The following is a 26,291-nucleotide window of genomic DNA, read 5'->3' as shown; positions in this document are numbered from 1 at the left end:
TTTTTTATTTTTTTACATATTTGAAATCGTTGATTAGAAAGGATGAATAAAACCTTGGATATGGTTACTCAGCTATTTTTGTTAAAACAAATTTATAGTGAGCGCACGTTGTGGGATGAAGAACTTCAGGCATTGCGGCATGTCGTTCCGGATAGTCTATCCGTAAAGGATCGAGAAGCGCTTGAGGCAGCCGGGCATGAACCGAATCGATTTGTACGTCCACAACATGATGAAACGATTGCTGAGCTGAAAAAAGTTGCAAATCAATGGACGATCAATGATGCAGCGCAGGCTTTTGTATCCTCTTTGTGGTCCGCACCCATGATCTGGCGCTCGTTGCTTACGGGCAAGCTTATTGCGAGCAGTATGCCAAGCCATGAACATACGCCATATCCATCTTCGAACACTTGCAAGATTTGCGGATTTAGTGTAGATCAAGCAACCGACACGACGCTGCAATGGTATTGGCGGATGACCAATGGAACCCCATTGGATGGTGATCCTTTTGGATATGTGTTGGCACTTCGAGAGCTGGCTGCCGCGCAGGAACTTCCAATAGCCAATGATTACGACCGCTGGACATTCCGTGCGGTGTTAACGGTGCTGCGCGAATTACCTCCCAAAACTCGTTACAGCAAGGCAGCAGTAGCCCTCAAGAAGGAACGTCTTTTGCCTACACAGAAGGAATATGCGTACCGTGATTTGCTTGAGACGTTAGCTCTGATTGGCATATTGGATACGCCGGAACATCCTGGAATGATAACGGAATTCACCTCTTACATGCAACGTGACGCACGCCCCAATGTTCGGGTTGAAGTTCAGGCCCCTCTGGCATGGTGGGACTCATCTGTCGGAATTAATGAGAACAACCTGAACAAGATATTTCATGATTTTGATCTAAATAATATATCTCTTGCGGATAAGCCTGATGAGAGTCCAGCTGTAAAGGACACGATCTTAGGGGCATTGGAGAAGAAGAGAAGTGTTCGTGGAAAAGTACCAAAGGCATCTCCTGATGCAGGTACCGGGGAGGTACAGTCTGGAGATGTGTATGCTGTTCGGGTCCGGGAAGGTGTATGGGTGACGGTGTATTGTCATGAAGTCAGAGACAAGCGTGTCATCGTTGAATATTTGGATGGAGTCTTTCCAGAGATGCCGGGAAAAGCAGATTTGCATGGGACGTTTCGACCGAGAGCGAATGGACGCTGGAAATGCTCGGCTATTGCGATCGATTCCACAAGTTGGGTCAGAAGGGTGGCAAGAGAGTTCCCGCTTCCGACTTCGCCCCTGCAAGAACCTGACCGTATTCCCTTTCATAATGCCAAAGAATTAAAGCATATGGCGAGCTGGTGTTTTCCTGATATGTAGAATGATACGATTGATATGAAATGGGCCTCCAAGCCAAAACCGTGCCTCCTTGAGAGGAAGCGGTTTTTTGTTGTTTCTTAGCTTATTAAAAGTTAGTATGTGACAAAAAGGAACAAAAAACAATTGATTTTTTGGCATTAAAGTGCTAACATCCAAGTAATAACGAAAGCAATCCTTCAGGGCAGGGTGCGATTCCCTACCGGCGGTGATGCAGGAAGTGTAAGGACACATGTCCAGCACTTCATGCAAAGTCCGTGACCTGTCTGCCCTTGGCAGATGGCTGATCTGGTGTAATTCCAGAACCGACAGTATAGTCTGGATGGGAGAAGGAGAGGTGCAGACCTAACAGGTTTGCATTCAGCAGGAGTATTGCTGCACAGTCACGATTTGTAATGTCTTGCACTGTGCAGGGAAGATCCGGTTACGCCGGACAGTTCCATACATATGCCGCACTATGAAAGCTCTTTACCTGTAATTGATGTTCATTAAGGTATGTGTCTATTTTCACTTGCCCGAAATGAGGTTTTGGGCAAAGTGTTGGCGTGCTGTATCCATTTCACTCCTGCTGGTGACATTTGTCTCTCATCATCCCCATCGAACTGATTGTTCGACGGGGATTTTTTAATAAACAAGACTTTAAACCGCGGGGTGAACGGATTTGGAAATGATCAATGATGAATTTTATATGGCACTGGCATTGGATATGGCGGAACGAGCACAGGGACAGACGGGGATCAATCCGGTCGTTGGATGTGTAGTTGTGAAAGAGGGTCGTATTGTAGGCCTGGGGAGCCATCTGAAACGTGGAACCGGGCATGCAGAGGTGCATGCACTTAACATGGCAGGCAGTGATGCAGAAGGAAGTACGGTATACGTTACACTTGAGCCTTGTAGTCATTATGGCAAGACGCCACCTTGTAGTGAACGCCTGATTCATGAAAAGGTGAAACGTGTTGTGGTATGTTGTGAAGATCCAAATCCGCAAGTATCCGGCAGGGGCATAAGCATGCTTCGTCAACAAGGCATTGAAGTTGAAGTTGGCGTACTGCGTGAGCGTGGAAGACGCATGAATGAAAAATTCATTAAATTTATTACAACAGGTCTACCTTTTGTGACACTGAAGACGGCTACTACTTTGGATGGCAAAATTGCTACTCGCAGCGGAGACAGCAAGTGGATCTCTAACGAGCCCGCTCGTGAGATTGTGCATGCCCTTCGTCATCGTCACCAGGGAATTATGGTTGGCGTCGACACAGTGATTGCCGATAATCCGGAACTTACTACCCGTTTGCAAGTCGAAGGCATTAGTCCAGTGCGCATTGTGGTGGATTCCAAGTTACGTCTTCCCGTAGGTGCCAAAATGGTTAAGGATGGTCTTGCTCCAACATGGGTGCTGACAACAGACGAAGCCAGTCCTGAAGCTGCTGAACGTTTGGAAGCCTACGGCGTCGAAATTATACGCTGTGGTCCTGGACCACGTGTGGATCTGTTAAACGGACTTAGCAAGTTGGGTGAGCGTGAGATTGGTTCGATTTTGCTTGAAGGTGGAGGCACCTTGAATGGAGCCATGCTGGAGGCACGGTTGGTCGATCGACTGCTCATGTTTATCGCACCGAAGATTGTAGGCGGTTATGATACACCTGGAAGCTTCCGCTTCGAGGGTGTGGAACGTATGAATCAGGCGATTCAATTGAATCAGTTGGAGATCGAACAAGTTGGAGATAATATCAGCATTGGCGGTATTCCGGTGTGGCCTGAATAAATAAAACAGGGGAGGCGGCAGCATGTTTACCGGTTTGGTGGAAGAAGTCGGTCAGATCCGGCGTATTGGTCGGAAAGGCGAAGCGATGGTCCTGAATATCGGAGCTTCCGCCATCATGGACGATCTGAAGATTGGTGATAGTGTAGCAGTGAACGGCGTGTGCTTAACTGCGACAACACTCGAAGGTGGAGGTTTTACCGCCGATGTAATGCCTGAAACCTATCGTCATACCAATCTCAGTCAGCTGCAATCTGGCAGTAAAGTTAATCTGGAGCGGGCCATGCAATCCGGCAGTCGTTTTGGCGGACATATCGTTCAGGGCCATGTCGATGGTACTGGAGTGATTGGCAGTATAACACGTGATCAGAATGCGATTGTGTTTGAGATCAAGCCGGATGATCACCAGTTGTTCAAATATCTGATCCCCAAAGGATCGGTTACACTGGATGGCATTAGCTTGACCGTTGTCCATACATCGGATACCGCATTCACGGTTTCCATTATCCCGCATACCATTGGTGAAACTGTACTAAATGTGAAAAAGACAGGGGATACCATTAATATCGAATGCGATATTTTGGGCAAATATGTGGATCATCTGCTCCAGTATGGGAGAGGGCATCGGGAGACGGGTACTGGCAAGCCGCGCAGTATCAGTGAAGATTTTCTCGCCAATCACGGATTTGCATAAATAGAGAACAGAAATTAACTGGAGGTGGACCAATGTCAGAACAATCCATTCTGGACACAATAGAAGAAGCCATATATGACCTCATGCGTGGCAAACCCGTCATTGTTGTGGATGATGAAGATCGGGAGAATGAAGGCGATTTTATCGCTTTGGCTGAAAAGGCGACACCTGAAGTCATTAATTTCATGATTACTGAAGGTAGAGGTCTGGTCTGTGTTCCGATTACACAACAACGTGCGGACGAACTTAACCTGAAACCGATGGTTCAACAAAATACGGATTTCCATGGAACAGCCTTCACCGTCTCTGTGGATCACAAAGATACGACAACAGGCATCTCGGCACATGAACGCTCTATTACCGTGAAAGGTCTGATTGATCCTGAGGCGAAAGCCGGGGACTTCCGTAAGCCTGGTCACATGTTCCCGCTCATTGCAAAAGACGGCGGTGTACTTCGTCGTGCTGGACATACGGAAGCGGCTGTAGATCTCGCTATCATGTGTGGTTCCTACCCTGCTGGCGTTATCTGTGAAGTAATTAAGGAAGATGGCACAATGGCCAGACTTCCGGATCTGCAGGAGATTGCCCGCAAACATGATCTGAAGCTGATCAGTATTCAGGACATGATTCGTTACCGTAACGAAAAAGAGCAGCTGGTTCAACGTGAAGTGGCTGTGCGTATGCCAACGGACTTTGGTGAGTTTCAAGCGGTGGCTTATACAAACGCTGTGGACAATAAGGAACATGTGGCTCTGGTTAAAGGTGAGATTGATGGTTCCAAACCCGTACTTGTACGTGTACACTCTGAATGTTTGACAGGTGATGTATTCCATTCGCATCGTTGTGACTGTGGTCCGCAGTTTGATGCGGCACTCAAACAGATTCATGAGGAAGGCAATGGTGTACTGCTTTATATGAGACAGGAAGGTCGGGGTATTGGCCTGATCAACAAACTCAAAGCCTATAAGCTGCAAGAGGAAGGTATGGATACTGTTGATGCAAACCTGAGTTTGGGTTTTGCTGCTGACTTGCGTGATTACGGAATTGGCGCTCAAATACTGAAAGACCTTGGGGTTCGTCAGATCAGATTGCTAACTAACAATCCTCGTAAAATTAAAGGTCTTGAAGGATATGGACTTGAAGTCGTAGAGCGTGTTGCGATCCAGATGGAAGAGAACGAGGACAATACGGTGTATCTTCATACGAAGCAAGCCAAGCTGGGACATATGCTCAAGTTTGATGATATCGAGCAGAACGAACAGTAAATATATTTTAGATGAACAACGTTCACCATGTAATTTATGGAAGAGATTACTTAGGGATTTCCGTTACTTACATTACATTATACCGTTAGGGAGATGACTTGAATGCCACAATTTTTCGAAGGACATTTAGTATCAGAAGGATCCAGATATGGAGTTGTCGTTGGACGTTTCAACGAATTCATTACCAGTAAATTGCTTAGCGCAGCTCTCGATGCATTCAAACGTCACGGCGTGCAGGATGATGAAGTGGATGTAGCCTGGGTTCCAGGTGCGTTCGAAATCCCTTTGATTGCGCAGAAAATGGCGGAGAGTGGCAAGTATGATGCGGTGATTACATTGGGAACTGTCATTCGTGGATCCACTACGCATTACGATTATGTTTGCAACGAGATGGCTAAAGGGGTAGCGGCAATTAACCTGAAAACGGGCGTGCCTACGATCTTTGGACTGGTTACAACAGAAAATATTGAACAAGCGATTGAACGTGCCGGAACCAAGGCGGGTAACAAAGGTTGGGATGCAGCTACGGCGGCAATTGAGATGGCAAACTTGACGAAACAGCTAAAATAGTGCTTATTTAATAGTAGTGCCCTGCTTTGCGCAGACGAACACGGGAAACCGGATTCGGACGGCTTAGCAGGGTTTTGTATTTTTCTGGCGGGAGGATTCGTCTAGTGACGGTAGTTACATACAAACTGGAGACTTTTGAAGGGCCTTTGGATCTGCTGCTTCATCTGATTGATAAGGCTGAAATTCATATCCAGGATATTCCCATCAGCGATATTACCGATCAATACATGGCGTATCTGCATTCGATGCAGGAACTGGAACTGGATATTACGAGTGAGTTTCTGGTTATGGCAGCAACATTGCTGTCGATCAAGAGCAAACTTTTACTGCCCAAACCACCGGTAATTGAGGACTTTGAGGATTATGATTTTATGGAAGAAGAAGATTATGATCCACGTGCAGAGTTGATTGCACGTCTGATAGAATATCGCAAGTACAAGGGAATTGCGCGTCATCTTCATGAACGGGAGTGGGAACGCAGCCTTATATTTTCCAAAGAGCCCGAGGATCTGCGCCCCTATATGCCCGTAGAAGCCCAATCGAACCCGGTTGAGGGTTTACACACCTCTGACCTGATTGCAGCCTTTCAGAAGGCGCTACGCAAGGCTGAGAAGCGCACAACTGTAACCCGAATCAAACGGGATGAGATTTCGGTTAAGGATCGGATACGGGATGTCATCGGCGCTTTGGAAAGTATGGGGCCGGGAGGCAGACTGTTATTCTCCAAATTGATGGATGAGCATATCTATCGCCATGAGATTGTTGTCACTTTTCTGGCGGTGCTGGAACTGATGAAGATGAAGCAGATTGTCTGTTATCAGGAACGGATGTTTGAGGATATCGTTATGGAGTGGAGAGGGGAAACAAAGAATCATGGATTTTCCGAAATTGAAATCGATTATTGAAGGCCTGCTGTTTTTGTCCGGAGAAGAAGGTCTGAGTATCAAACAAATCGCCGAGATCGTCGACCAGCGAGTGGAGCTTGTAACGGACGCGATTGAGGAGATGATTCATGAATTTTCACAGCAGGGACGAGGTGTACAGATTCTCAAGATCGCTGGTGTAGTTCAGTTGGGCACCTTGCCTGACCACGCTGTATATTTCGAGAAACTGGCATACTCTCCCGCACGCACGTCCTTATCCCAGGCGGCTCTGGAGACGCTGGCCATTGTGGCGTATCGTCAGCCGATTACACGGGTAGAGATTGAGGAAATCCGCGGTGTAAAATCGGAGCGGGCCATCCATACGCTTGTGAATAAGGATCTGATCATTGAAGTGGGACGAGCCGAGGCCATCGGACGACCAATTCTGTATGGAACGACCAAATCATTCCTGGATTATTTCGGACTGGCTTCAATTAAAGACCTCCCGGAACCAGGCTTGTTCGAAGATTCGGAAAACCTGGAAGAAGAGACACAACTGTTATTCAACAAACTGGATTTGCAACAACTGGAACCGGAAAGTGTTGATCCGGCGGATGACCTAAGTCATATCGACAACGAAGACGATAATACGGATTCTTCACTCTAATTTGCTAGCTCATACTAACCGACACCCATCAGTGGAGTCGGTTTTTTTGTGCATTGTTTTAGATAAATGGTGAATAGAACAGGTTACAAATAAATATGTAATGGGATTTTTAGGTGAGACGTGAATTTTTTCCTATTCAGAGTGCCATACTAGACGAGAAAAGAATTGAGGGCTTGGAGGTAAGGCCTGTGTTGATTTGGCTTGGAGGAATCGGTTTGTTGTTCGCATTGCTGATTGCCGCAGTCCTCATCTCAAATGTTCATGTACATTTTACATTCAGTAAACATAAAAGTGATGATTACGCCAATATTAATGTTCGTCTTCTCTATGGAATTGTGCGGATTAACTATGAGATCCCGAGTATTGTTTTTCGCAATATGAAGGAAGGTTTTCTGGTCAAGACCGAAAAATCCATGAATCATTCGAGAGGCGAGGCCCAGGGAAGTGAGCGGGTCAACAAACGCAAAGTCAAGAAGTGGGCTAAAGATGTGAAAATTATGCTTAGGGCAACAGACGCGCTCAAGCTGTGGCTTAAGCAAACACTCACACGCGTACATATGACCCAACTGTCCTGGGCTACCCACATCGGCGTTGGTGATGCAGCATATACAGCGGTGCTTACGGGCTGGGTGTGGAGTATCAAATCCATTATTATTGGTTTTCTCACCTATCAGATCCGCTTTGATGAAACACCCGTGCTTCAGGTTATGCCGGTATGGTCCGATGAAATGGAATTTAGAACCGATCTGGATTTCAGAGCGAAAATTCGGATTACAGCCGTTCTGATCGCTGGAGTTACACTACTCACCCGTGTGCTTCAAGTCGAAGGCGGATGGCGGATGTGGTTCAAACTTCTTCAGGAACAGCGCCGCAGGCATAAGGAGAAGCAAAAGAAGAAACTTAGTGGGACAACTCTGTAAAAACCCATTATAGCCGACCTGTTTTGGAAATATGAGGTTGGGGTTCGGTGAGTGTACTTAAAATGCTTATTTACATAAGTCCCTTCAAGTTTGGGGATGATATGGTTAGATCAAACCTAGCTTACATTGAAACTGGAGGGAATTAAAATGTCAGATCATCCAATTCAAGGCTTAATGGAAACCGCTATGGAAAATATCAAGGCCATGGTGGATGTCAATACAATTGTTGGCGATGCAGTTGAAACACCAGATGGTACCGTGATACTGCCAATCAGTAAGGTGGGATTCGGATTTGCTGCCGGTGGTAGTGATTTTCACGTCAATGGAGAAAGTAATGGCAAAAGTGGTGCTACGGGTACCTCTGCTGAACATGCCAGTTCAGCAAAAGTGGCTTCTCCATTTGGTGGCGGTAGTGGCGGCGGTGTATCCATACGTCCTATTGCGTTCCTGGTGGTAGGTAAACAGGGGGTACACATTGTGCCACTCGATAACTCCACACATCTGTTTGAGAAACTCATTGACTCTACGCCTTATGTTCTTGATCGAATTCAAGGCATGTTCCAACGTAATACAACACCAACGAATACAACAGATGTACCAGTAACACCAGATCCTTCAACCTATAGCTGAATCAGTTGGTCATGATCCCTCCCGCATCCCAGCGTGAGGGATTTTTGCTGTTTGTTCAGCGAATGGTGAGGTGTTTTTTCGGTGGTTTCCGTATTTCATGAGACTTATGTCTATGATCCGCCTAACCTAGACATGAAATAGGTTATTGAAGGGGGAACGTTAATGCACAGAGATACCGTGTTTATGGTTTTGTTTGGCTGGCTGCTATCGGCAGTCGTGTATTTGGTAGGAGGAATTGATCACCTGTTTATTGCAGTGACCATCTTTGTGGGGCTGGATTACATCACAGGGGTGCTGTCTGCATGGTATAGGAAGGAGTTATCCAGCAGGGTTGGATGGTGGGGGCTTGCTCGTAAGTCATTGACATTTGTTTTTGTCATTATTGCACATCAACTGGATATGGTTGCAGGCAATTCAAATGATTTTATGCGAGATGCAATGTTAATGTTCATCATTGGTACCGAAGGAATCAGTATTTTGGAGAACATGGGAAAACTGGGCCTGCCTGTACCGAAGTTTATCACTTCAGCACTCTTTAAGCTTCGAGGGAATGAAGATCAAGTTGAAGATAAGGAGAAGATGTCATGATACAGATCACTAAGGATTACATACCTGTGAATAAATACAGCCGAGCCGGACTGAAATTAAAAGCAAAACGTGGGATTGTGATGCATTATACGGCTTCTCCCGGGGCGCCCGCGAAGAACATTAGCAAATACTTTGCAAGTCTGGCACAGCAAGATTCCAATAAAGCAGTGAAAGGTCGTTATGCAAGTGCACATTTCTCGGTAGATCGAACTTCGATATATAACAGTCTCCCGGATGATGAACTGGCCTATCACTGCGGGAGTGCAACATACACGAAGGAAGCTCTGGCCAAACTTGGGACATATCCGAACAATAGTACAGTGGGCATTGAGATGTGCATTGAAAAGGATGGCAGTATCCATGAAGATACATTCAATAACGTTGTAGACCTCGCGGTATACCTAATCAGGCAACGAGGCTTTCCACCCGTCTTCTTCACACATAAAGAAGTGGTTGGATGGAAGGAATGCCCATTGCCATGGATTAAGCAACCAGGTGAATATGAAAGATTTAAGCAAGCAGTACATATAAAACTAAACCCACTACAAGAAATATCAGTAACGGAGGATGATGATATGAATACGGTTCTGGATTATGCACAATGGGCCTGGAATGAACTTGATCAGTTCATTGAAGATGCCTACAACGACAAGGTGATTGAAGATTGGGCATGGGTAGAGAAGGTACGCAAGAAGAAGTTAACCTATGGAGAATTGTTGTTACTGAAAGTTTTAATTGATGAGCGCAGACGTAAAAAGTCCTAACCGCGAGAGCAGTACATATTGATTAGGAGCTAAGGATGCCTCCTGGTTAACCAGGAGTTAAAGTGTGCCGGATTTTTCAAAAAATAAAAATGTTGTATAATCACGATATGGTCAGGATACTCAAGTTCATATTGGGTCTGAATCGAGGATTCATCGACGACTCCAATAACAGCGAGTTGATTGGTCTCCATCACATGTGTTGGTGTGGGTGAGCTCATACAACCATCCTTTCGTTTATTAAGTCAGAGTCAACAGGGGCGATTGAGATGTCCATGGTCCCTAGATGACCTATACGAGGCAGGATGGGGAAGGTTAAGCTGATCCGGTTCAAAAAGGGTTCGAAATTCAAAAAAAGCAGAACCCCACGTCGAATGTGATGTGGGGTTCTGCTTATGTAACTACTCTTTTGAGAACGTGTCCAGGGCCTCATCTGTAAGATGGAGTTCTGCGAAAGCCCTGCATATCTTTTGGAAAGATCTAATGGTATTTGTCTCGTACAACATCTCAATGGGATCAAAACCTAACATAACAAGCGAATCCACTAGTTCTGTCTGATCTACTTCTGTATGGTGGAGCGCTTCAAGCATGGTTTCAATAACTACTAAAAATAAAATGGCTTTATTCACTGTCTCGATGGGTGTCCCCTCCTTCGTAATACTACTAGAATAAGCGGAGGAGGACAGAAAATAACGAGAAGGTCCAATTTCTCAGTGATGAATCTATTTAATCTAAAAGTGTGGAGAGAATAACTGGTTGTTGTAAATTAATATCTGATGATAAGCTCTCCCTTTGTATGTAAGATTAAGCTTTTTCGTTTACTTCGTGGAGAATGGAATCAATTAATTCATCATCAATCAGAGTGCTAGCTTTTTCGAGTGCCAACAGAATACCTTGCGGTTGTTCGAAAAAGACTGTAGAGAGAATAGGGGCAACCTCATCTAAATTAATCTTCTCAGCTTTGACCATACTGATCAAGGCAACAACGATCTCATGTCCCTCCACGTTACCTTCCATAAATCTTGTTCGTAAATGTGTTGCTACTATTTCGGTCTTTGACTGCGAGTACGCCATTACATTTCCCTCCAACGGTTTGAATATCTTAGCAGAGCTCCTCTTCATGCAAGTTTAAACCAGGTTAGATTAGGAGTTATCTTAACAATAATAAGGCAGATAGTTTAATTTATCAACAGCCACTAAATCAATAAAATCGGATTGGAATCACCGTTTTATCCAATAAAAAAGACCCGGAGAGGGTCATTTTTTGGGTCTGCCTTCCCAATAATCAGGAAATCCGTTGTAATCCCATGCGTTCAGATTTTCGCTGTCGGCTTGAATGGCAACATCTGCTCCGGAACCAAAGTCAACACCTACGGTTTGCAGTTCTTTGGCCTTAATAACCAGTACCTTACCGGGTGCACCTGCACACACCAGAGCAAGCTTCCACGGTGTCTGTTGGTAGATATGTTCCATTTGTTTGGATGCTGTGCTCACATGAGACCACGAGGGGCAGTCCACCGTTCCCACGATGCTTGTCCACCCGTATCTCCGCTCCAGAATTTCTCGATATTGCTCGGCCTTGGCTCCGCAGATCAGAATAGTCATGGTCTTGAAAGTTTCATAGAATAACTTAAATCGGGCGATGTAATTATTCTCAAAAGCATAGAAGGTCTCTCTGGGTTCAACTTTGTAATATGCAAGGCACATATCAAATAATGGCTTGAAATACCAGTGATCTGTTTGGATCAGGTGTCCAACGTAATCCGCTTTTCGCAGGCAGTGTACAATAATTTCTCTCGCACTCGCGTTGGGCAAGGTTATCCCGCAATAGGTAGGATCGTTCAACCAGCCGTAATGAGACTTAATGAAATCCATAGTTAGAACGGCATCGTGGGCCAGAATGGTGTTGGAAGCATCCCCAAATCGAACAGAAGCATGGGCTTCTCCATCAGAGGCCATTTGGAACCAGTTGTGGATTAATTCTACACTCCCCAGCATGCCTGTCACCTTCTTTCCATGTGTGAATAATGGTTTGTTTGGTATACATATTCATCAACTCCTTCTGTACTAGAATAGGAAAAATGCTTCGTTCTCTCTCTTCTTTTGAGGAATCACTCCTTTTTTGTTTAATGTGCGAAGGTTATAGAGCAACAGTCTAGACTATGTAAAAAGGGAGAGGGGATGGACTGTGAAAAACGTATTTATAGGTAGTCCTGTACGAAACCGGGCTTGGATTATGGAACGACACTTGCAATCGCTTGAGCAACAAGCAGTGCAGAAGCATTATATGTATATCCTGAATGATAGTGAAGATCAGACGGAGCATATCCTTGATTGTCATCAGATTCCTTATCTAACTCATCATCTGGGGAGAACATATGGTCATATACGTGGACAATATTCCTATCACAATCTGGCGTTGTTGAGAAATATGCTTCTGGATGAGTTTCTGAAATCGGACTGTGAGTATCTGTTCTCAATTGATACGGATATCATTATTCCCGGGGGTAGCCTAGGGCAGTTAATGGATAATGACAAAGATGTATGCTCCATGCTTATACGGAATCACCCAAAGTTAAAGGCTCATAATGCCATGATCGGCGGAAAACATATACCTGAGTTCAAAGCGGGTTTGTTCCCGGTAGAACTGACAGGTGCCGTATATTTGATTAAGCGTGAAGTGATCGAAGCAGGGGTTCGATATGGTTCTCATCCAACAGGTGAAGATGCACCATTCTGTGAGCAAGCTAGAAGATTGGGATTTGAACTGTTTGTAGATACTCGTTTGCGTCCCGTTCATGCCTATGCGGAAGGGGTGGAGTTGATTGCTCAATTGGTTGCTTCGTAGAAAACAACGAGAAAATCCGGTTTTTGAAAGTATAGAAATGACCATTGTCTACCCGCCCGCACTTGACTGGAACCTCTTGTTTCAACGTCCTCAGCAATTGATGACTGCCTTCTCCAATATTCCAGGTATACGGGCTATCTTTATCAATGAAGAAACGTACAGAAAGCAGAGCCGTCCGATTGAAAAGTTAAATGAGGATCTGTTCCTTGTGCAGAAAGGTGTGAACTACGATCACCTGGTCAAAGGAAAGAAGGTACTCTGGTTCTCGAATCCAGGTCAGTACAATTATTCGGATGGACGAAAGTTTGATTTTACCGTATTTGATTACCTTGATAATTCCGCTGATGAGTTTGCTGTATGGAAATCCTACATCCCGAAATGTTTTGACCGTGCAGATCTTATTGCCACGACTGCCAAGGTGATGTACGAGGCACATAAACATGACGGCAAACCAATCTTTATGTGCCCTAACGGGGCAGATTACCAACATTTTGAGAAAGCGCGAGTCATTCTGCCCAAACCGGCCGACTTCCCCGATGTTCATGATGGGCAAAAGATTGTGGGTTTCCACGGTGCAATGGCATCGTGGGTGGATTATTCGCTGATTACCGCTATTGCAGATAAGGGATATCGTGTTGTTTTGATTGGAAACAATACCCTCTATCAAAAAATTATTGTGCATCCCAATGTGACTTGTCTTCCGCACAAAGATTATAAAGTGCTTCCCGCCTACATTGCTCAATTCGATGTCTGTATCGTGCCATTCAAGTTGACAGAGATGATCCGGGGCTGCGATCCGATCAAGTATTATGAATATTTGTCTGCGGGCAAACCTGTGTTGACAACGCGTATGGAGGAGATTGTTCATAAGTACAGCGATGTAACTTACTTTATGGATCAGCATAATTGCGGGGTGATGTTGGAGAAAGCGATTCGTGAAAATAGTGCTTCCAAAATTGCAGCACGAGTAAGGGTGGCTAAGTCTAATAGCTGGGATGGCAGGGCAGTGGATGCCGTGAGGATGATTAATCAGGTGATGGGAGGCAGAAATCATGAAAAAGATATTTAAACGATTGTTTGGTAGTCAATCAACGACTCTGCCAATGGAGCTTCCAAAAATAGAGATTGATGCGATGGAGTTCAATGTTACGACATACACCCCAAACACGAATACAACGATTGTATATCTGCCTGCGATCGATTTCCATAGTGAACGATTCGGGCGTCGACCACAGCGGCTGTTAAAAGCACTCGCGGAAGTAGGCTTCAATGTAATATATATCAACTCCAGTGATGAGTTCTATCAGGTAGATGCCTTGGAGTATCCTCATCCGGAGCTTCCAAACTTTGTCGTAGCCCGTGTGGGCCAGAATGTCCGTACGCTGTTTCAGGGGGATCGCGTAATCTATTGGGTGAACGATAGTCGGCTGGCAAGTTCGGTCGAGACAGCATATCCTGATCTGGTCGTATTTGATTCGTTGACCGATCCGGATCAATATGAGAAGCACAAGCACAAGATGGAAGCTGTTGCTGACGTTGTCTTTATTACTCCCGAGAGAATCTATGAGCATGGCAAATATTGCTCGCATGTTCATCTGGTTACTGCCGATGAATTTGAGATCAAGGAACGTGCAGAACAGGTAGCGCAAATTATTGATTCTTTGCCAAACAGAACGGCCCCTCTGATGTAGGGGTCGTTTCTTTGATTAGATATAGGGCTATTCCTTTTGCAAGGATGACAGGGCAATTCGTACTTCAATATATTTCGTTTACATTATCGTTAGGGAATGAAGATAGCGTTCTACACTATAAAAAGCAGAGACGGCCAATAGCCAGACAGGTTAACGAAGGATCTCCCGATCATCAAGTCATTTAACCTGATCCCGGCTTAAGCAAGTCTCAGTAGCTAAAATTACATAATTATCCTAAGGAGTGGACTATTCAATGGCTAAAAAAATGATTATCAAAGGTGTAGGTACGTTCATGGCTAAACGCCTTCCAAAAGATCCGATGGGCGAAATTGAGGTAGTTACCCTGGGTACCCTGCAAGATCTGAAAATTGACCTTAACGTGGAGCTTGAGGACATCTTTGGTGGTGACGGTCTGTTCGCCATTGATGTACTGGTGAAGTCCAAATCGATTGAAGTGTCGGCAACAGATGCCAAATTCGATCTGGATGCGATCCAGCTGATGATGGGTTCAACTGTACAAGAGCAAGTGAAGTCTTATGTATGGGTACTGAATGAGCAGTCTACAGTGGCTGCAGGCGTGTCCAATTCTGGATTTGCGGAAGCCAAACCGAAGCATGCGAGTGATATCTATGGAAGTAACGGTGACATTACGGTTCGTCTCAAAGATTCCAACACGTTGCTGAAACAACTCACTTCCAAAGGAACGGCCGTGGAACCCAATGCGTTCTTCTACGACGAAGCGAATGATGTAGTTATTCTGAATGCTGCCCATATCGGTAAAGAGGTTGTGTTCAACTACAAGCGAGACCAAATTGTAGACATGGTTGATCTGTTGGTTGATGAAGTCCCATTCCCGATCTCTGTTATTCATCACGGTACGTTCCAGCAAAAAGATGGTTCGTATGCAGGGGTTGAAACCGAGTTGTACATGTGTCGTGCAAAAGGAACATTCAGCATCAATGCTCAGCGTGCTGCCGCTTCTGCATCTGCAATCTCCTTGCAGATTCTTGATCCTGAACGTGCTGACGGAAAAATTGGCAGTATCAAACGCTTCAGTGCACCAAGCAAGATCTAATATTTAAATAAGGTTGATTGCTCCTGGCAAGGTATCAAACGGCATCTGTGTCCTCCCCTTCACAGCGCCTTGCCTTGCCAGGTTTTTTATTATATAGGGGAGAATGTCCTGGGGAGGTCTTTAAATACATGGAAACAGAACAAGAAAAAGCAGAGCGTGAACTGGCCGAAAAGCTGAATGAGGAAGCAGCGAAACGAATCAAGGATGATCCGGAGAACAAACGAGTGACGCCGGAGGAAGTGGAAGCTGCTGAGCGTGCATTCTTTGAAGATGATGAGATTATTACGCTGCGGGATCGACGGAAATATCGTATTCCGCCATGTAACCTGAAGGATGCACGCCGTCTGATGAAGTTGCTGAAAACGGTGAATATTGATGCCATTATTCTTAATTTCATTCCCACTGAGAATGACGAACTGGACGAAAAGCGGCAGCAGGATCTATTTGATGTATTGGCAATGGCATTCAAAAACTATCCACATATCGTGACCAAAGATGAGCATGGTGAGTATATCATCAATCGAGAGTATCTGGATGAGTACCTTGATCTGAACACAGCTCGTAAAGTCATTGATATGCTCATTGGACTCAATGGTTTAAAAAAGTAGAACGCACCGAGGGGGAGTCTTTGGAGGGAACCGAAATCCGTGATACGGAAACACAGGAACCCGTTCACTGGGGAGAAATCTTCTTCACCCTCCATAAACACTGTGGGCTGAACAAGTGGGAGATTTGGGAGTACACACTCCCTCAGGTTGCGGAGCTGTGCAAGTCAGCCGAGAAATATATTCAATTTGAGGTTGAACTTATGACAGCACCTCTTCGCATGTTCGGTGGCGGTGGGGGCGAGGAAGTTGAAGAAGATGGGACCGTCAGACGTAAAAGAACCTTCAATGACGAGGATTACACGGAGATATCTGAAGATGATATCGGTATGCTTGCACAAGCGCTCGGAGGATAAGAGAGAGACATCCCGTTTTGCCTAAATGAAGGTAGAACGGGATTTATGCATAAAGGCGGTGATTCTTTTGACTGAAACAGAAGGACAAGGAGATAAACATTCATTAACACAAGAAATATTAACGGATAAGGATCAATTAACTGGACAAAACGCAGTACTGAAAGAGAGTTCCCCTTCAGGGGTTAGCACACTGATTAGACGAGTGGAGACAATCAGAAGTGATATGCAGTCGCAAATGATTGAAACACTGACGACCGATTTGGAGCACTTTTATCGTGGAGCGTTCAGTGAAATGAAGGATGTGTCTGCAGCTGGCTCACAGGGGTTGATAGACTCCGTGATGAATACGATGAAATATATTTCAGCAGGTGAAACCAAGGGGTACTCATCAACATTACTTAAGAAATCCCTTGACTCGTCGCAGCAGATGGATCAACAGATAAGCCGAGCCGACCAAAATTTGGAGCTTAGATCGTCTGGGACAACGCATGACAGAGGGCAATTCACACAAACCGGAACGGTCAAAAATCTGCAAAGAATTGCACTGCAACATGGTATGGATCAGGAAGATGTGGGTCTTGCCTATCGTATTGGTTCTCGTAATTATGATCATTCATCTGAAGCTGTCGCGTTTGCTGAAGAAGTAGCCAAGCTGCATTCAGCGGGCAATATGGATGTAGAACAGACGGCAATAGGTCTGGAAGCTGTTACTCCGGCATGGGGAAGCAGTAGCTTTGATCTGTCCCGAGTCACAGACATGATGATCAGAGCTTCAACGATGTTGGATGTTGGCATTCAGGACTTGATGGATATGATGCGTCAGACCCTTCCAAAGGTTGGGAACCCTGATGAAACGTTTGCACAAGAGGATGCATTAGCCAACTGGATTAGTAAGGCTGGATTGTTGGTTCAGTCAAAAGGAGATCATCCTCAGCAGGGCTTTGCATCGAATCGAGTTAGATTCGATCTTCTTGCTGAACAATTGAAGGCTACGGATGCAGACGCGTCGATCCATCAGCGCACTGGCAGTAGAGACAACCTTCAATTCCGACAACGAGAGATCGAAATCACTTTTCAGATTGCAACACATGAGGCGATGCAAGGGTTGAAAGAGGAATTTGCCGAGATGGGCGATTATCTTATCGCAGTCATGCGGTTAATTGGAGATCGTACGGGTGGCATTGTTGATCATATGGAATTGCTTAACCGAATTATGGATGAAGTCGGAGTTCAGGTTGCGTGGGATAAGTTCGGTGAAGTGATGAATGAAGGCGATCAGAAGCGATACAATGCTACGAATGCGGATCCAGGGAAAGTCGAAAATACGGGGAGCGATGTTCCCGAGCCACTTCGAGTCGTGGATGTGCAACGTGCTGGTGTAGCGCAGGAAATGGGCAGACAGCAGAGTCGTCTGCAGACTCTGGAACATCGCAGAACAGAAATTCAAAGTAGGGCCGCAGTTAAGCAAGATGAGGTACTTCAGGCTCGGACAACCCGAGATCATAAACATAATATGTACAATCAGGCTGTACAAGATGGGGATACAGCGGCTTCTTCCATTCATGCAGAAGAACGTGACGAAGCTGAGAAGCGAGTCAAAACGTATAGTCGAGAACTTCTTTTGTTGCGAGAAGAAATGCATTCACTCGATATTCAGATTGCAAAGACGAAGCGAAGTCTTGAATTACTAGGCCGAGAACTGGATGACACGAGTAGAGCAATGATGCAACTTGAACACCAAGCTAGAGTTTTGATGATGGCGATGGATGACATGGACCTGGATGCAGTTGAACTACGAAACAAGTTGTATTTCCTTAATGCTGAGTTTACATACGGTTCAACCGATGTTCAGCGCTACGAATCCGAGATCCAGAAGCTACGTAAACAGTCAACTCTATTGAACGATGTTCTCTCCACATTGAGAACGGAAGTCAATGAGTTAAATGCTTCTTTTAGACAAGGCATGATCGATGCTACAGCATACATATCCAAACTGAAGGAACTCGAACAGGTTCAGCTCGCGAGTATGATGAGTGGTCCAGGAGGATTGTTAGTTGTTCCAGGTGCAGGAAGTGGTGGATCCCCTGTTAAGGATGACAAGGAAGATTCAGCAAATAAACCTTTTTTAGAGAGACATCAAGATTTTATCAATGACGTAATTAAGGATATGGCTAAATCAAAGATTGAGGAAGTTATGGATTTTGGTTCAGACAAGAAGAAGAAGGACAAGCCCAAGCGACGAGGGATAAAACAGAGATTCGAAGATATGAAAGAAGTCGGCAGTAAAAAAGCATTTTTTAACGGTCATGCACCTATTCGTGACAAGGACGGGAATGTACTAAGAGGTCCGGATAAACCTGATGGAACCCCTGGAGATATCCTTACCCAACGTGATATTACAAGCGAGCGTAAGAAAAAAGGAGACATTCCAGGGAAATTAGCAAAGCTCGGCAAGTTCGGTAAGTCTATACTGAAACCCCTAAAAGCTGTTCCTTATCTTGGTGCTGCCATGACTGCTGTGGATGTAGTGTCCGGTCTTGTTGATCCGCTGAGTAATATGGGTAAGTCAGAAGCGGAGAAGCAAAGTATTCGTGCAACAAATAAAGAGGAACTGGCCAAGGATTTTAAAGATATGGAGCAGTCTTCAGTTGTAGGTAAAGTGTGGAAAGGCCTTAACCTTGGAATGGATGCAGTTGTTAAGGGAGGAATCAGCAGCCTATTTGGTAACAATGCTACCAATAATAAGTTCGGGGATTACTGGAAGGGATTTAAGGCGGTATGGAGCGAAGACGGCGGAGATGCAGTTGAGAAGAAACTGGGCAAGGAATACAACTACAAGCAGGAGAAAAAAGAAGCCCAGATTCAAATGGATAAAGAGTCTGGAAAGCCGCCTGGGGACAGCAAACAACAACAACAACCGCAGATACAATATATTCAACCTCAAATGCAGTATATTCCTGCTGCGGGAGGAATAGGTACCATTGCTAACGGCTATACGCCTCAGCCACAGAGCAATGGCATTGATGAAATGATTGCCAAGATTAATCGGCAGCTTAATAAATCGACAAGTGATAACGAAACCAATTACCAAGTCACTCGATCCCGTCTGTTGATTAGTGGTGTTCGCGAAGATTCTGGTCAGATGCGCGCGCTAATGGAGAAATATTTGCAAGAAAATATCAAGTTCTTCGATAAGGCCATTGCAAGTTTACAGAAGACGTACGACAAGATGGCTGAAGGTAAGGAGAAAGATGAACTGGGCCTGGAGATCAATGAGAAGAAACAGCAGAAGGCACAATCAGAGCTTGAACTGAATGGTGTCAAAAACAGCCAAATTGATGAGCTTAGACGCAAGATGAATGATCAGTTTGAGTTGACGCAGTTGGACTATGATAAACGAATGTATGATCTCCTGGCGGCTAATGGGGGTAAGGAAGATGCACCAGAATTAATTGCATTGAACAAATCCCGTGCATCAGAAATGAACTCACAAATAAGTTCGATCAAGCAAGATTGGAAAAATCTGCTGAATAGTGGTGTGTTTAAACCGGGCTCGGATGAATATATGCAGATTTTTAAACAAATCCAATCATTGGGTGTAGAACAGTCCAAAAATTTGTATGAAATTAGCAAAAAAATGGATAAACCGATATCTTCATTCAACATTCCAGCAGGTCTTAAGGTCATGGATTACTTTGATTACATGACCACGAACAATACACATAAAAGTGTGATGGTTGGTTCGGGGGATGTCACGGTTCATGTGAACATCGACAATATGACAGGCAACACAAAAGATGTGGAGAGACTGACATCTACGTTGGACAAGACACTGCGGCAGAACAGTCCTGGTATTGCAAACCGAATGTCCGGCAATGTTGGTGCGGGAATGGGAACGAATCATATCCCTAGATATAGTAGATAAGGAGGAACTCTGATATGACTCAGCAAAATCCGTTTGGCTTAGTTAATGACCGGTATAAAAGAAAGCTGTATGTAGATACAGGCATGAAGTTCGAGCCAGTAAACGGAAGAATTATTGATCCGTACTCTTCACCTTCGCCCAATCCGCAAGTGAGGGAAATTAAAATGATTAATGCTCCCTCACATTTTCATCAGATGGGTGTGTCTTCGTACAAGGCGATCATTAACATCCTGTTTAAAGATAAGCAATCCTATCACGACTACGCCATGTACGTAGGCTGGACACACAAATTTTATGATGAGAAGGGCAATATATATGTTGGTGTAGTAGAGTCCATCAAAGTTGACCCTATTTTCTACCATCAGGATACGATGGATAAAGATCAGAAGGGGTACAAGGTCGAATTGACCATGACCCTGATCAAAAAAGATGGTTATGACCGTAAGAGTGCAATACAGTTTCAGGATTTACAGACGACAGAAGGCAAGGACCACTGGGCAAGAGATTCCATTGAACGCTTGGCTGATTTGGGACTGACGGTTGTAACACAATTGGATGGCACACCCATTTTATATTTCAGACCGGAAAACTTCATAACCAGAGCAGAGTTTGTTACTTTTCTGATGCGTACCAAGCGTCTGCTGGAACGAACAATTCGAGAGTAGGGTGACCTACTCTCTTTTCTGTCTATTCTAAAGATAGGAGGTGTTTATCATACGAAAATGGGTTGATGTAAACGAAGGGGACTGGTTCTATAACGATGTTATGGAAGCCACGAATATGGTTTTGGATGATGGTGAAGTCTTTGTTGCCGGGATCAACTACAACAAGTTTGAGGAAGGCAAACCTTTTGTATATGAAGAAATCAAGGGGCAAGCGGGACAAACCTCATTCAGTCTGCCTGTGCTGATTAAACCAACAGATGACAATCCACTGTATGTGTTTATTGATGGGGTTCAAACGATCTACCAAACGGTTGAAACCAATAGTAAGGGATTAACCGATGTGGAGTTGTATACCGGTGTGAAAGCAGGACAGGTGGTGTCCTTCTGTAGTTATGGAGAACCGTTGCTGGACAGTGCTTGGAAAAGGCCACCCGTGTCCTGGACTGGAGATCTGCCGAGAGCTCAACTTAGTGCAGCGACGACCTATTTCTACGATCCATTCAGTCGTAATCATCAGGAATATTTGTATGCTGCAGGCCAACCCCTTCGCAGACTCAGTATTCCTTCCGAGGTATGGGGTGATACCATGGGGGATGCCGCGGCGGTTACCAAAATTGCAACAAAGGCTATTGGTTACCGAACGGATGTATATTGTGTCAGCCCGGGGGGCTCGGTGTTTCTTCCTTTTAATCTGAACGGTGTCACCTGCAAGTTCAATTATTGGACAAAGAATAACAAGTTCATGAGTGAAAATATCAAAGCGACAACCCTCAAACCAGCATACAACAATTGTTTCTTTCCTAATGCCATTATACAGCGGGGAGAAGCCTTTCATCTGATTAATAAGTTACGCAAGGTGTTCTATGCCAGATTTACGGACATGGAAGCACCAACGACGGAGATTAATCAGCCTATTACGGCATTTCAGGGACAACGGGTTTTTAGACTTAACGGCAATTATCCGGCCGGTAAAAAGAAACTTAAAATTACAGTGAAATTCAAAGACGAAAAAAAAGATAAAGTCCAAGAAACACCGACTTATTCGGAAATTGACAACCACACGGTTGTTTTTAATCAACCTTTCTCAGAAGGCGACGAAGTGACGTTCTATTATCTCAAAGATGTGAGCGAGAGGTTCGCAGACGTCGGCAAAGATTCGGCCATTTATTATCAAAACAAAGGTGAGCGGGTAGAACAGTCCAAGGATGCCTTTTGGAAAATAGCCGTCTCGGAAATGGAAGACGAAACATTTGCGAACAATGATCCACTCATTAATGGCATTCCTATCAAGAAAAAGATGGATGGTGCAGCGGTAGTCACGGATATGGGCAGACCTGTAGGTGGTACGGACGAGGAAGAGATATGGTTCCTTGGAAATTCCGCAATGACACGAGCTGAAGCTGTAGCATTCCTGGACCGATTCATGAAATGGACCATCGAGCGATTCAAGTAAGGGGGAGATTACAATATGATTCCAATTTCGGATGAGGTTATGAATGTGCTATCCCAGCGTCTGAAGCTGGGGGAAGGAGCGCTTCCCAATATCCGGGTCGAAGTAGATCGGCTGGCATTTATCCCGGGACGGACAGAGGAGTTCAGGCATATCGTAACCGAGCAGGTACCCATCATCAGTACAGAATCCGTTTGGGTGGATGAGTCGAGTAATGGTACATATAACGGTTCGACTCAAGCGAATGCTCAGGAGATTTTTTTTCCGGTTAAAGGTAAAACGATTGATAGTATTACAGTTACAGATAATTTTGGCTCTCCTCGTGATAAAGGTACAAGAATTCATAAAGGTATTGATTTGTATGATGACATTGGAACGCCTATTTTGGCTGCATGGGCCGGAAAAGTTGTTCGAATATCCTATAGTAAAACAAAGGGTGCTGGTAATGCCGTAAATATAAGACATGCAAACGGTGTAATCACCAAATATTTTCATCTGAAAGAAATTCTCTGTTTGGTGGATGATGAAGTAGCTCAAGGGGCTGTCATTGGAACGCTAGGCAATACGGGTGGCGTATATACTGGTGGTCATAAGGTGTCCGCGGCTGAACGTGCGGCGGGCAAAGGACGACATCTGCATTTTGAAATTTGGGAAGGAGTCAATCCAACAACGAGAACTGGAGAAGGTGGTAAGGCAGTTAATCCTCAATTGTATTTCAAGGGACAGCGCAAATTGCACGGAAATGCGAAAACAACATTTACTGATGTAAAGCCGGTTCAGGTCGAGGGATATCCTGGAGAGATCAAACTGAATGAGAAGTTCGACAAGCGAAACTGGCATGAGAAAAACGTTTATACAATCGGATTGAAATTTTCGGATTATGCCAAGATTGAATCGGGCTGGACTATGTTTGATTCAGGAGGCAAATTGCTATACACCTTTGAAGGCAAAGCCGCCGTAGCTGAATTTGAGATTAACGTGACAAAACTGAGTATGCCCACGCAAGGGCTGCTTAGTATTGGAATGGGGACTAATTTCAGTGAAGTGGAAGGGGATTCTTTCGCGGTGGTGATTGATGGTAAAACGTATGCCTATGTCAATAAGTTTAACGGGGCATATGATCTGACCAAACTGACGGAATTGAATAATATTGTGATCCCTGCAAAAGCCAAGAGTATCAAGATTAAGGTGACCTATGGGGGCAAACAAAACTCCACTGTCCCAACCGGGTCTGTTCCTGCTTCGAGTAAGAAGTATAAAAAATTCGCCATTGATTATATTCGCATACAAGAGTTGTTGCCTGCTCCGTTGAAGAATCAAAAGAGTGAAGAAGGGCTCGATCCATCTAAAGGATATTATCAAACGAACAGCTACACAGATTTTATCAATAATAGAAGGATCGAGACGGATGTTATTCAGGTTGGGTCTTTTGTTTATATGGACACGCAGGTTCTGCCCAATATCATTAGTGCCGAAATTGATGATCAGTTTGATTCTGAAGCTCGGGAGGCACGGCTGACGATCTCCAATCCGAGAGGATTCTTCTCCCCCGATTATAATCCTGCTCATTTTCCTGAGCTTGGGGGCGTACCGTCTCCATGGTCTTATTTCGCGAACGGATTCCATATCGGGGTTCTGAGTGAAAATACACCGATACGTATATATATGGGATATGGTCAGCACATGATGCGGGTTTTTACGGGGCTTATTGACAAGGTGGACATCAATGGCGAGGGTTCCACGCTGGAGATTACAGCCCGAGATATGTATAAGCGTATTATCGAGAAGGTCATTTCCGAGAAAAAAGCCTATCCAGAAGTAGATGAGATTGATAATGTACCAGATCCGGTGCCGCCTGCAGCAGTTGGCACGGACCGGACATCAACCATTATTCAAGCTGCACAGGCCCAAGCTGCGGCGTATGGTGTACCTGATCACAAGTTTTTGCTTGCGATATGCAGGCATGAGACCGTTCTCGGAACACAAGGTAAGGGTAAAGATGAGAACGGCAGCTTTATTCTTGGATACGGCTGTCCTAGTGAGGGACCGTGTACTCAGAAATACGCAGGTATTCAAGAGCAAATGAAGCGCGGAGCAGAACGGATGTCCAAGGCACTGGCTTCAAGAGGGAAAAAAGTGAGTTCCAAGGCGGATGTACTTTATTTCCATAATGGTGGAGACATTGCTCCGATGACCTGGAGTCAGGATCGGGAGAATTGGGTGGACAAGGTATGGACCTATTATCAGGAGATGCTCGCAGACCCGGCAAGCTGGACTATTACAGCAACCTCCACTCCGGCAGTTACACCAACACCCGCTCAGCCTGTGGAGCTTGAAAAGCCGGCCTGGGTCAAATCTACGGTTGTACTAGATCTCGTTAAACATGCAGGTATGGTCGGTTGGAGGGCAACCAGTGAGGATCGCTCTTATCCTGACTACGTGATTGACGAGACCTATCTGATTGAGGTGAATCAGAAGACGGGCAGGGTCATTGTTCCCGTACCGGGTCAGGAAGGTGAGTTTGAAGTTAAGGACGCAAGTACAGTGCTGACACCGAACGGATGGCTTAATCCATTTATTGAGGAGTATGGCAGGACGTTTGAGCAATGGTCAGGCAAAGTTACGGAAGCCGTTCAGGAGGTTATATCGGAGATTCCGTATCGAAGCTACTGTGACCGTTATGGTACATACCGACTGGAGCGCCTGAATTATGACAAACCGGTCGTGGCAGAGTTTTCCGAGAATGACAATCTGATCTCCATTACCAAATCCACGGATTTTTCCAGAGGAAGAAGTCACATCGTTGTTATCGACTCGAATGCTAGTCAAAGCAGTTTCGTGGACAAGGAGATTTTGCTCGAACTCAAAGGAGAAATCCGAACCATGGTGCTGGCCGTTCCTTGGGCGAAGACGGTTGAAGCCAAAAGACAGGTGGCAGAACGAGCTTTTTTTGACATGAAACGCATGTGTCGTACGCTACAGGTATCCATACCTGCCAATCCTGCGCTTGATCTGCTCGACAACGTCATTGTGACGGATAAAACGACCACCACACGAGCTGTATATACGATTAAAAGTATTAAAACCAGTTATTCGGTCGACCGGGGCATGTTACAGGTCATTGATATGATGTGGGCAAGAAAGGGCGTGATGGTGTAATGGCCGGCATTGTAAATGAAAATATTGTATTTCCCGTGCTGGATCTCATCCACCGGGAACTTCGCAAATATAACAGTATCTCAAATTCGAATGTTTCCCCTCTTGAAGGTGAGCCTTCCGTTACATTATATCGGGAGCACATGCAGGACCCGGACCGGGTGACTGGAGCAGACCTCTTGTATGAATCGGCATGGAAGGTATCGATCTGGATGAAGTTTGGCTCAGAGGATGAGGAAGATTTTCCTTCCGGGGTGGGCTACTCCCACCCGGATTATGATTATTACAAGTATTTTAGGCTAACGCAGGTGACAGCCCGTACATATGATGCATCTGGAGAGTCCATGTTCACTTACAATATTGGTCTAAATTATGATGACGAAGGACGCTTAACTGGAACGAGCGTAAGTCGTATATAACATGTAGGAGGTGGTT

General features: G+C 45.0%; 26 protein-coding genes and 1 riboswitch. Of the genes, 22 read left to right on the top strand and 4 right to left on the bottom strand.

Annotated elements, in window-relative coordinates; translation table 11 throughout:
• The first annotated feature begins 60 nt into the window (after nt 1-60).
• From F0220_RS19610 to F0220_RS19560, 11 genes are all read left to right on the top strand, one after another.
• Nucleotides 61-1,368, top strand: a complete 1,308-nt coding sequence (locus F0220_RS19610) for a hypothetical protein (RefSeq protein ID WP_223200003.1) — start codon at nt 61-63, stop codon at nt 1,366-1,368.
• Between the two features lie 168 nt (nt 1,369-1,536).
• A riboswitch (FMN riboswitch) is annotated at nt 1,537-1,703 on the top strand.
• A 323-nt stretch (nt 1,704-2,026) separates the two neighbouring features.
• Nucleotides 2,027-3,130, top strand: a complete 1,104-nt coding sequence (gene ribD / locus F0220_RS19605) for a bifunctional diaminohydroxyphosphoribosylaminopyrimidine deaminase/5-amino-6-(5-phosphoribosylamino)uracil reductase RibD (protein WP_167483687.1) — start codon at nt 2,027-2,029, stop codon at nt 3,128-3,130.
• 22 nt (nt 3,131-3,152) lie between these two features.
• Nucleotides 3,153-3,821 (top strand): riboflavin synthase, encoded by a 669-nt coding sequence (ribE, locus tag F0220_RS19600; protein ID WP_105599501.1) that lies wholly within the window; start codon nt 3,153-3,155, stop codon nt 3,819-3,821.
• Between the two features lie 32 nt (nt 3,822-3,853).
• Nucleotides 3,854-5,086 (top strand): bifunctional 3,4-dihydroxy-2-butanone-4-phosphate synthase/GTP cyclohydrolase II, encoded by a 1,233-nt coding sequence (locus F0220_RS19595; protein ID WP_076318983.1) that lies wholly within the window; start codon nt 3,854-3,856, stop codon nt 5,084-5,086.
• A 102-nt stretch (nt 5,087-5,188) separates the two neighbouring features.
• Complete coding sequence (gene ribE, locus F0220_RS19590) at nt 5,189-5,656, top strand: 6,7-dimethyl-8-ribityllumazine synthase (RefSeq protein WP_017687651.1); 468 nt, start codon at nt 5,189-5,191, stop codon at nt 5,654-5,656.
• 104 nt (nt 5,657-5,760) lie between these two features.
• Nucleotides 5,761-6,561 (top strand): segregation and condensation protein A, encoded by an 801-nt coding sequence (locus tag F0220_RS19585; RefSeq protein WP_076328266.1) that lies wholly within the window; start codon nt 5,761-5,763, stop codon nt 6,559-6,561.
• Complete coding sequence (gene scpB / locus F0220_RS19580; protein ID WP_105599500.1) at nt 6,530-7,186, top strand: SMC-Scp complex subunit ScpB; 657 nt, start codon at nt 6,530-6,532, stop codon at nt 7,184-7,186. Before F0220_RS19585 ends, scpB begins: the two co-directional genes overlap by 32 nt.
• A 188-nt stretch (nt 7,187-7,374) precedes the next feature.
• A complete protein-coding gene (locus F0220_RS19575) occupies nt 7,375-8,106 on the top strand; it encodes a DUF2953 domain-containing protein (RefSeq protein WP_105599498.1) in 732 nt (243 codons plus the stop codon).
• Between the two features lie 147 nt (nt 8,107-8,253).
• The gene (ytfJ, locus tag F0220_RS19570; RefSeq protein WP_105599496.1) at nt 8,254-8,736 is read left to right on the top strand and encodes a GerW family sporulation protein; all 483 of its coding nucleotides are present in this window, start codon (nt 8,254-8,256) and stop codon (nt 8,734-8,736) included.
• A gap of 162 nt (nt 8,737-8,898) precedes the next feature.
• The gene (locus F0220_RS19565; protein WP_036607828.1) at nt 8,899-9,324 is read left to right on the top strand and encodes a phage holin family protein; all 426 of its coding nucleotides are present in this window, start codon (nt 8,899-8,901) and stop codon (nt 9,322-9,324) included.
• Nucleotides 9,321-10,088, top strand: coding sequence for a peptidoglycan recognition protein family protein (locus tag F0220_RS19560; RefSeq protein WP_105599495.1), 768 nt, complete (start codon nt 9,321-9,323; stop codon nt 10,086-10,088). The genes F0220_RS19565 and F0220_RS19560 overlap by 4 nt, the downstream gene beginning before the upstream one ends.
• A gap of 29 nt (nt 10,089-10,117) precedes the next feature.
• Here the strand turns inward: F0220_RS19560 and F0220_RS19555 are convergent, their stop codons facing one another.
• The 4 genes from F0220_RS19555 to F0220_RS19540 form a co-directional block, all read right to left on the bottom strand.
• On the bottom strand, nt 10,118-10,306 hold the full coding sequence (locus tag F0220_RS19555) for a hypothetical protein (RefSeq protein WP_146117051.1): 189 nt from the start codon (nt 10,304-10,306) through the stop codon (nt 10,118-10,120).
• A gap of 180 nt (nt 10,307-10,486) precedes the next feature.
• A complete protein-coding gene (locus tag F0220_RS19550; RefSeq protein WP_105599493.1) occupies nt 10,487-10,714 on the bottom strand; it encodes a hypothetical protein in 228 nt (75 codons plus the stop codon).
• Nucleotides 10,715-10,889: 175 nt separating this feature from the next.
• Complete coding sequence (locus F0220_RS19545; RefSeq protein ID WP_036607821.1) at nt 10,890-11,159, bottom strand: hypothetical protein; 270 nt, start codon at nt 11,157-11,159, stop codon at nt 10,890-10,892.
• Between the two features lie 183 nt (nt 11,160-11,342).
• Nucleotides 11,343-12,083: a GT-D fold domain-containing protein gene (locus F0220_RS19540; protein ID WP_105599491.1), complete on the bottom strand. Its 741-nt coding sequence runs from the start codon at nt 12,081-12,083 to the stop codon at nt 11,343-11,345.
• 190 nt (nt 12,084-12,273) lie between these two features.
• On the opposite strand from F0220_RS19540, the gene F0220_RS19535 reads away from it, so the two are divergent.
• The 11 genes from F0220_RS19535 (at nt 12,274) to F0220_RS19485 (ending at nt 26,275) form a co-directional block, all read left to right on the top strand.
• On the top strand, nt 12,274-12,933 hold the full coding sequence (locus F0220_RS19535; RefSeq protein ID WP_105599489.1) for a glycosyltransferase family 2 protein: 660 nt from the start codon (nt 12,274-12,276) through the stop codon (nt 12,931-12,933).
• A complete protein-coding gene (locus F0220_RS19530) occupies nt 12,911-14,002 on the top strand; it encodes a glycosyltransferase (protein WP_105599487.1) in 1,092 nt (363 codons plus the stop codon). The genes F0220_RS19535 and F0220_RS19530 overlap by 23 nt, the downstream gene beginning before the upstream one ends.
• Nucleotides 13,986-14,624 (top strand): hypothetical protein, encoded by a 639-nt coding sequence (locus F0220_RS19525; RefSeq protein ID WP_105599486.1) that lies wholly within the window; start codon nt 13,986-13,988, stop codon nt 14,622-14,624. Before F0220_RS19530 ends, F0220_RS19525 begins: the two co-directional genes overlap by 17 nt.
• 253 nt (nt 14,625-14,877) lie before the next feature.
• Nucleotides 14,878-15,699: a hypothetical protein gene (locus F0220_RS19520; RefSeq protein ID WP_105599484.1), complete on the top strand. Its 822-nt coding sequence runs from the start codon at nt 14,878-14,880 to the stop codon at nt 15,697-15,699.
• A gap of 128 nt (nt 15,700-15,827) precedes the next feature.
• A complete protein-coding gene (locus tag F0220_RS19515) occupies nt 15,828-16,307 on the top strand; it encodes a hypothetical protein (RefSeq protein WP_076331342.1) in 480 nt (159 codons plus the stop codon).
• Nucleotides 16,308-16,327: 20 nt separating this feature from the next.
• Nucleotides 16,328-16,660 (top strand): hypothetical protein, encoded by a 333-nt coding sequence (locus F0220_RS19510; protein WP_223199730.1) that lies wholly within the window; start codon nt 16,328-16,330, stop codon nt 16,658-16,660.
• A 67-nt stretch (nt 16,661-16,727) separates the two neighbouring features.
• On the top strand, nt 16,728-20,585 hold the full coding sequence (locus F0220_RS19505) for a hypothetical protein (RefSeq protein ID WP_146117053.1): 3,858 nt from the start codon (nt 16,728-16,730) through the stop codon (nt 20,583-20,585).
• A 14-nt stretch (nt 20,586-20,599) separates the two neighbouring features.
• A complete protein-coding gene (locus tag F0220_RS19500; protein ID WP_105599481.1) occupies nt 20,600-21,250 on the top strand; it encodes an S-layer homology domain-containing protein in 651 nt (216 codons plus the stop codon).
• A 100-nt stretch (nt 21,251-21,350) separates the two neighbouring features.
• Nucleotides 21,351-22,703: a hypothetical protein gene (locus F0220_RS19495; protein ID WP_105650870.1), complete on the top strand. Its 1,353-nt coding sequence runs from the start codon at nt 21,351-21,353 to the stop codon at nt 22,701-22,703.
• A 15-nt stretch (nt 22,704-22,718) separates the two neighbouring features.
• Nucleotides 22,719-25,859 (top strand): M23 family metallopeptidase, encoded by a 3,141-nt coding sequence (locus tag F0220_RS19490; protein WP_105599477.1) that lies wholly within the window; start codon nt 22,719-22,721, stop codon nt 25,857-25,859.
• Entirely contained in the window at nt 25,859-26,275 is a 417-nt protein-coding gene (locus F0220_RS19485) for a hypothetical protein (RefSeq protein WP_105599476.1), read from the top strand. Before F0220_RS19490 ends, F0220_RS19485 begins: the two co-directional genes overlap by 1 nt.
• Nucleotides 26,276-26,291: the final 16 nt, after the last annotated feature.

This window comes from Paenibacillus sp. 37 (assembly GCF_008386395.1).
Taxonomy (GTDB): domain Bacteria; phylum Bacillota; class Bacilli; order Paenibacillales; family Paenibacillaceae; genus Paenibacillus; species Paenibacillus amylolyticus_B.
This window is presented reverse-complemented; position numbering and strand designations above follow the sequence as displayed.

Bases quoted from the DNA above. Each gene is read 5' to 3' on its own strand.
- F0220_RS19565 (WP_036607828.1), top strand. From the start codon at position 8,899: ATGCACAGAGATACCGTGTTTATGGTTTTGTTTGGCTGGCTGCTATCG.
- F0220_RS19515 (WP_076331342.1), top strand. From the start codon at position 15,828: ATGGAAACAGAACAAGAAAAAGCAGAGCGTGAACTGGCCGAAAAGCTG.
- F0220_RS19560 (WP_105599495.1), top strand. From the start codon at position 9,321: ATGATACAGATCACTAAGGATTACATACCTGTGAATAAATACAGCCGA.
- ribE (WP_105599501.1), top strand. From the start codon at position 3,153: ATGTTTACCGGTTTGGTGGAAGAAGTCGGTCAGATCCGGCGTATTGGT.
- F0220_RS19525 (WP_105599486.1), top strand. From the start codon at position 13,986: ATGAAAAAGATATTTAAACGATTGTTTGGTAGTCAATCAACGACTCTG.
- F0220_RS19485 (WP_105599476.1), top strand. From the start codon at position 25,859: ATGGCCGGCATTGTAAATGAAAATATTGTATTTCCCGTGCTGGATCTC.
- F0220_RS19545 (WP_036607821.1), bottom strand. From the start codon at position 11,159: ATGGCGTACTCGCAGTCAAAGACCGAAATAGTAGCAACACATTTACGA.
- F0220_RS19595 (WP_076318983.1), top strand. From the start codon at position 3,854: ATGTCAGAACAATCCATTCTGGACACAATAGAAGAAGCCATATATGAC.
- F0220_RS19490 (WP_105599477.1), top strand. From the start codon at position 22,719: ATGATTCCAATTTCGGATGAGGTTATGAATGTGCTATCCCAGCGTCTG.
- F0220_RS19495 (WP_105650870.1), top strand. From the start codon at position 21,351: ATGGAAGCCACGAATATGGTTTTGGATGATGGTGAAGTCTTTGTTGCC.
- scpB (WP_105599500.1), top strand. From the start codon at position 6,530: ATGGATTTTCCGAAATTGAAATCGATTATTGAAGGCCTGCTGTTTTTG.
- F0220_RS19500 (WP_105599481.1), top strand. From the start codon at position 20,600: ATGACTCAGCAAAATCCGTTTGGCTTAGTTAATGACCGGTATAAAAGA.
- F0220_RS19520 (WP_105599484.1), top strand. From the start codon at position 14,878: ATGGCTAAAAAAATGATTATCAAAGGTGTAGGTACGTTCATGGCTAAA.
- ytfJ (WP_105599496.1), top strand. From the start codon at position 8,254: ATGTCAGATCATCCAATTCAAGGCTTAATGGAAACCGCTATGGAAAAT.
- F0220_RS19555 (WP_146117051.1), bottom strand. From the start codon at position 10,306: ATGAGCTCACCCACACCAACACATGTGATGGAGACCAATCAACTCGCT.
- F0220_RS19610 (WP_223200003.1), top strand. From the start codon at position 61: ATGGTTACTCAGCTATTTTTGTTAAAACAAATTTATAGTGAGCGCACG.
- F0220_RS19540 (WP_105599491.1), bottom strand. From the start codon at position 12,083: ATGCTGGGGAGTGTAGAATTAATCCACAACTGGTTCCAAATGGCCTCT.
- ribE (WP_017687651.1), top strand. From the start codon at position 5,189: ATGCCACAATTTTTCGAAGGACATTTAGTATCAGAAGGATCCAGATAT.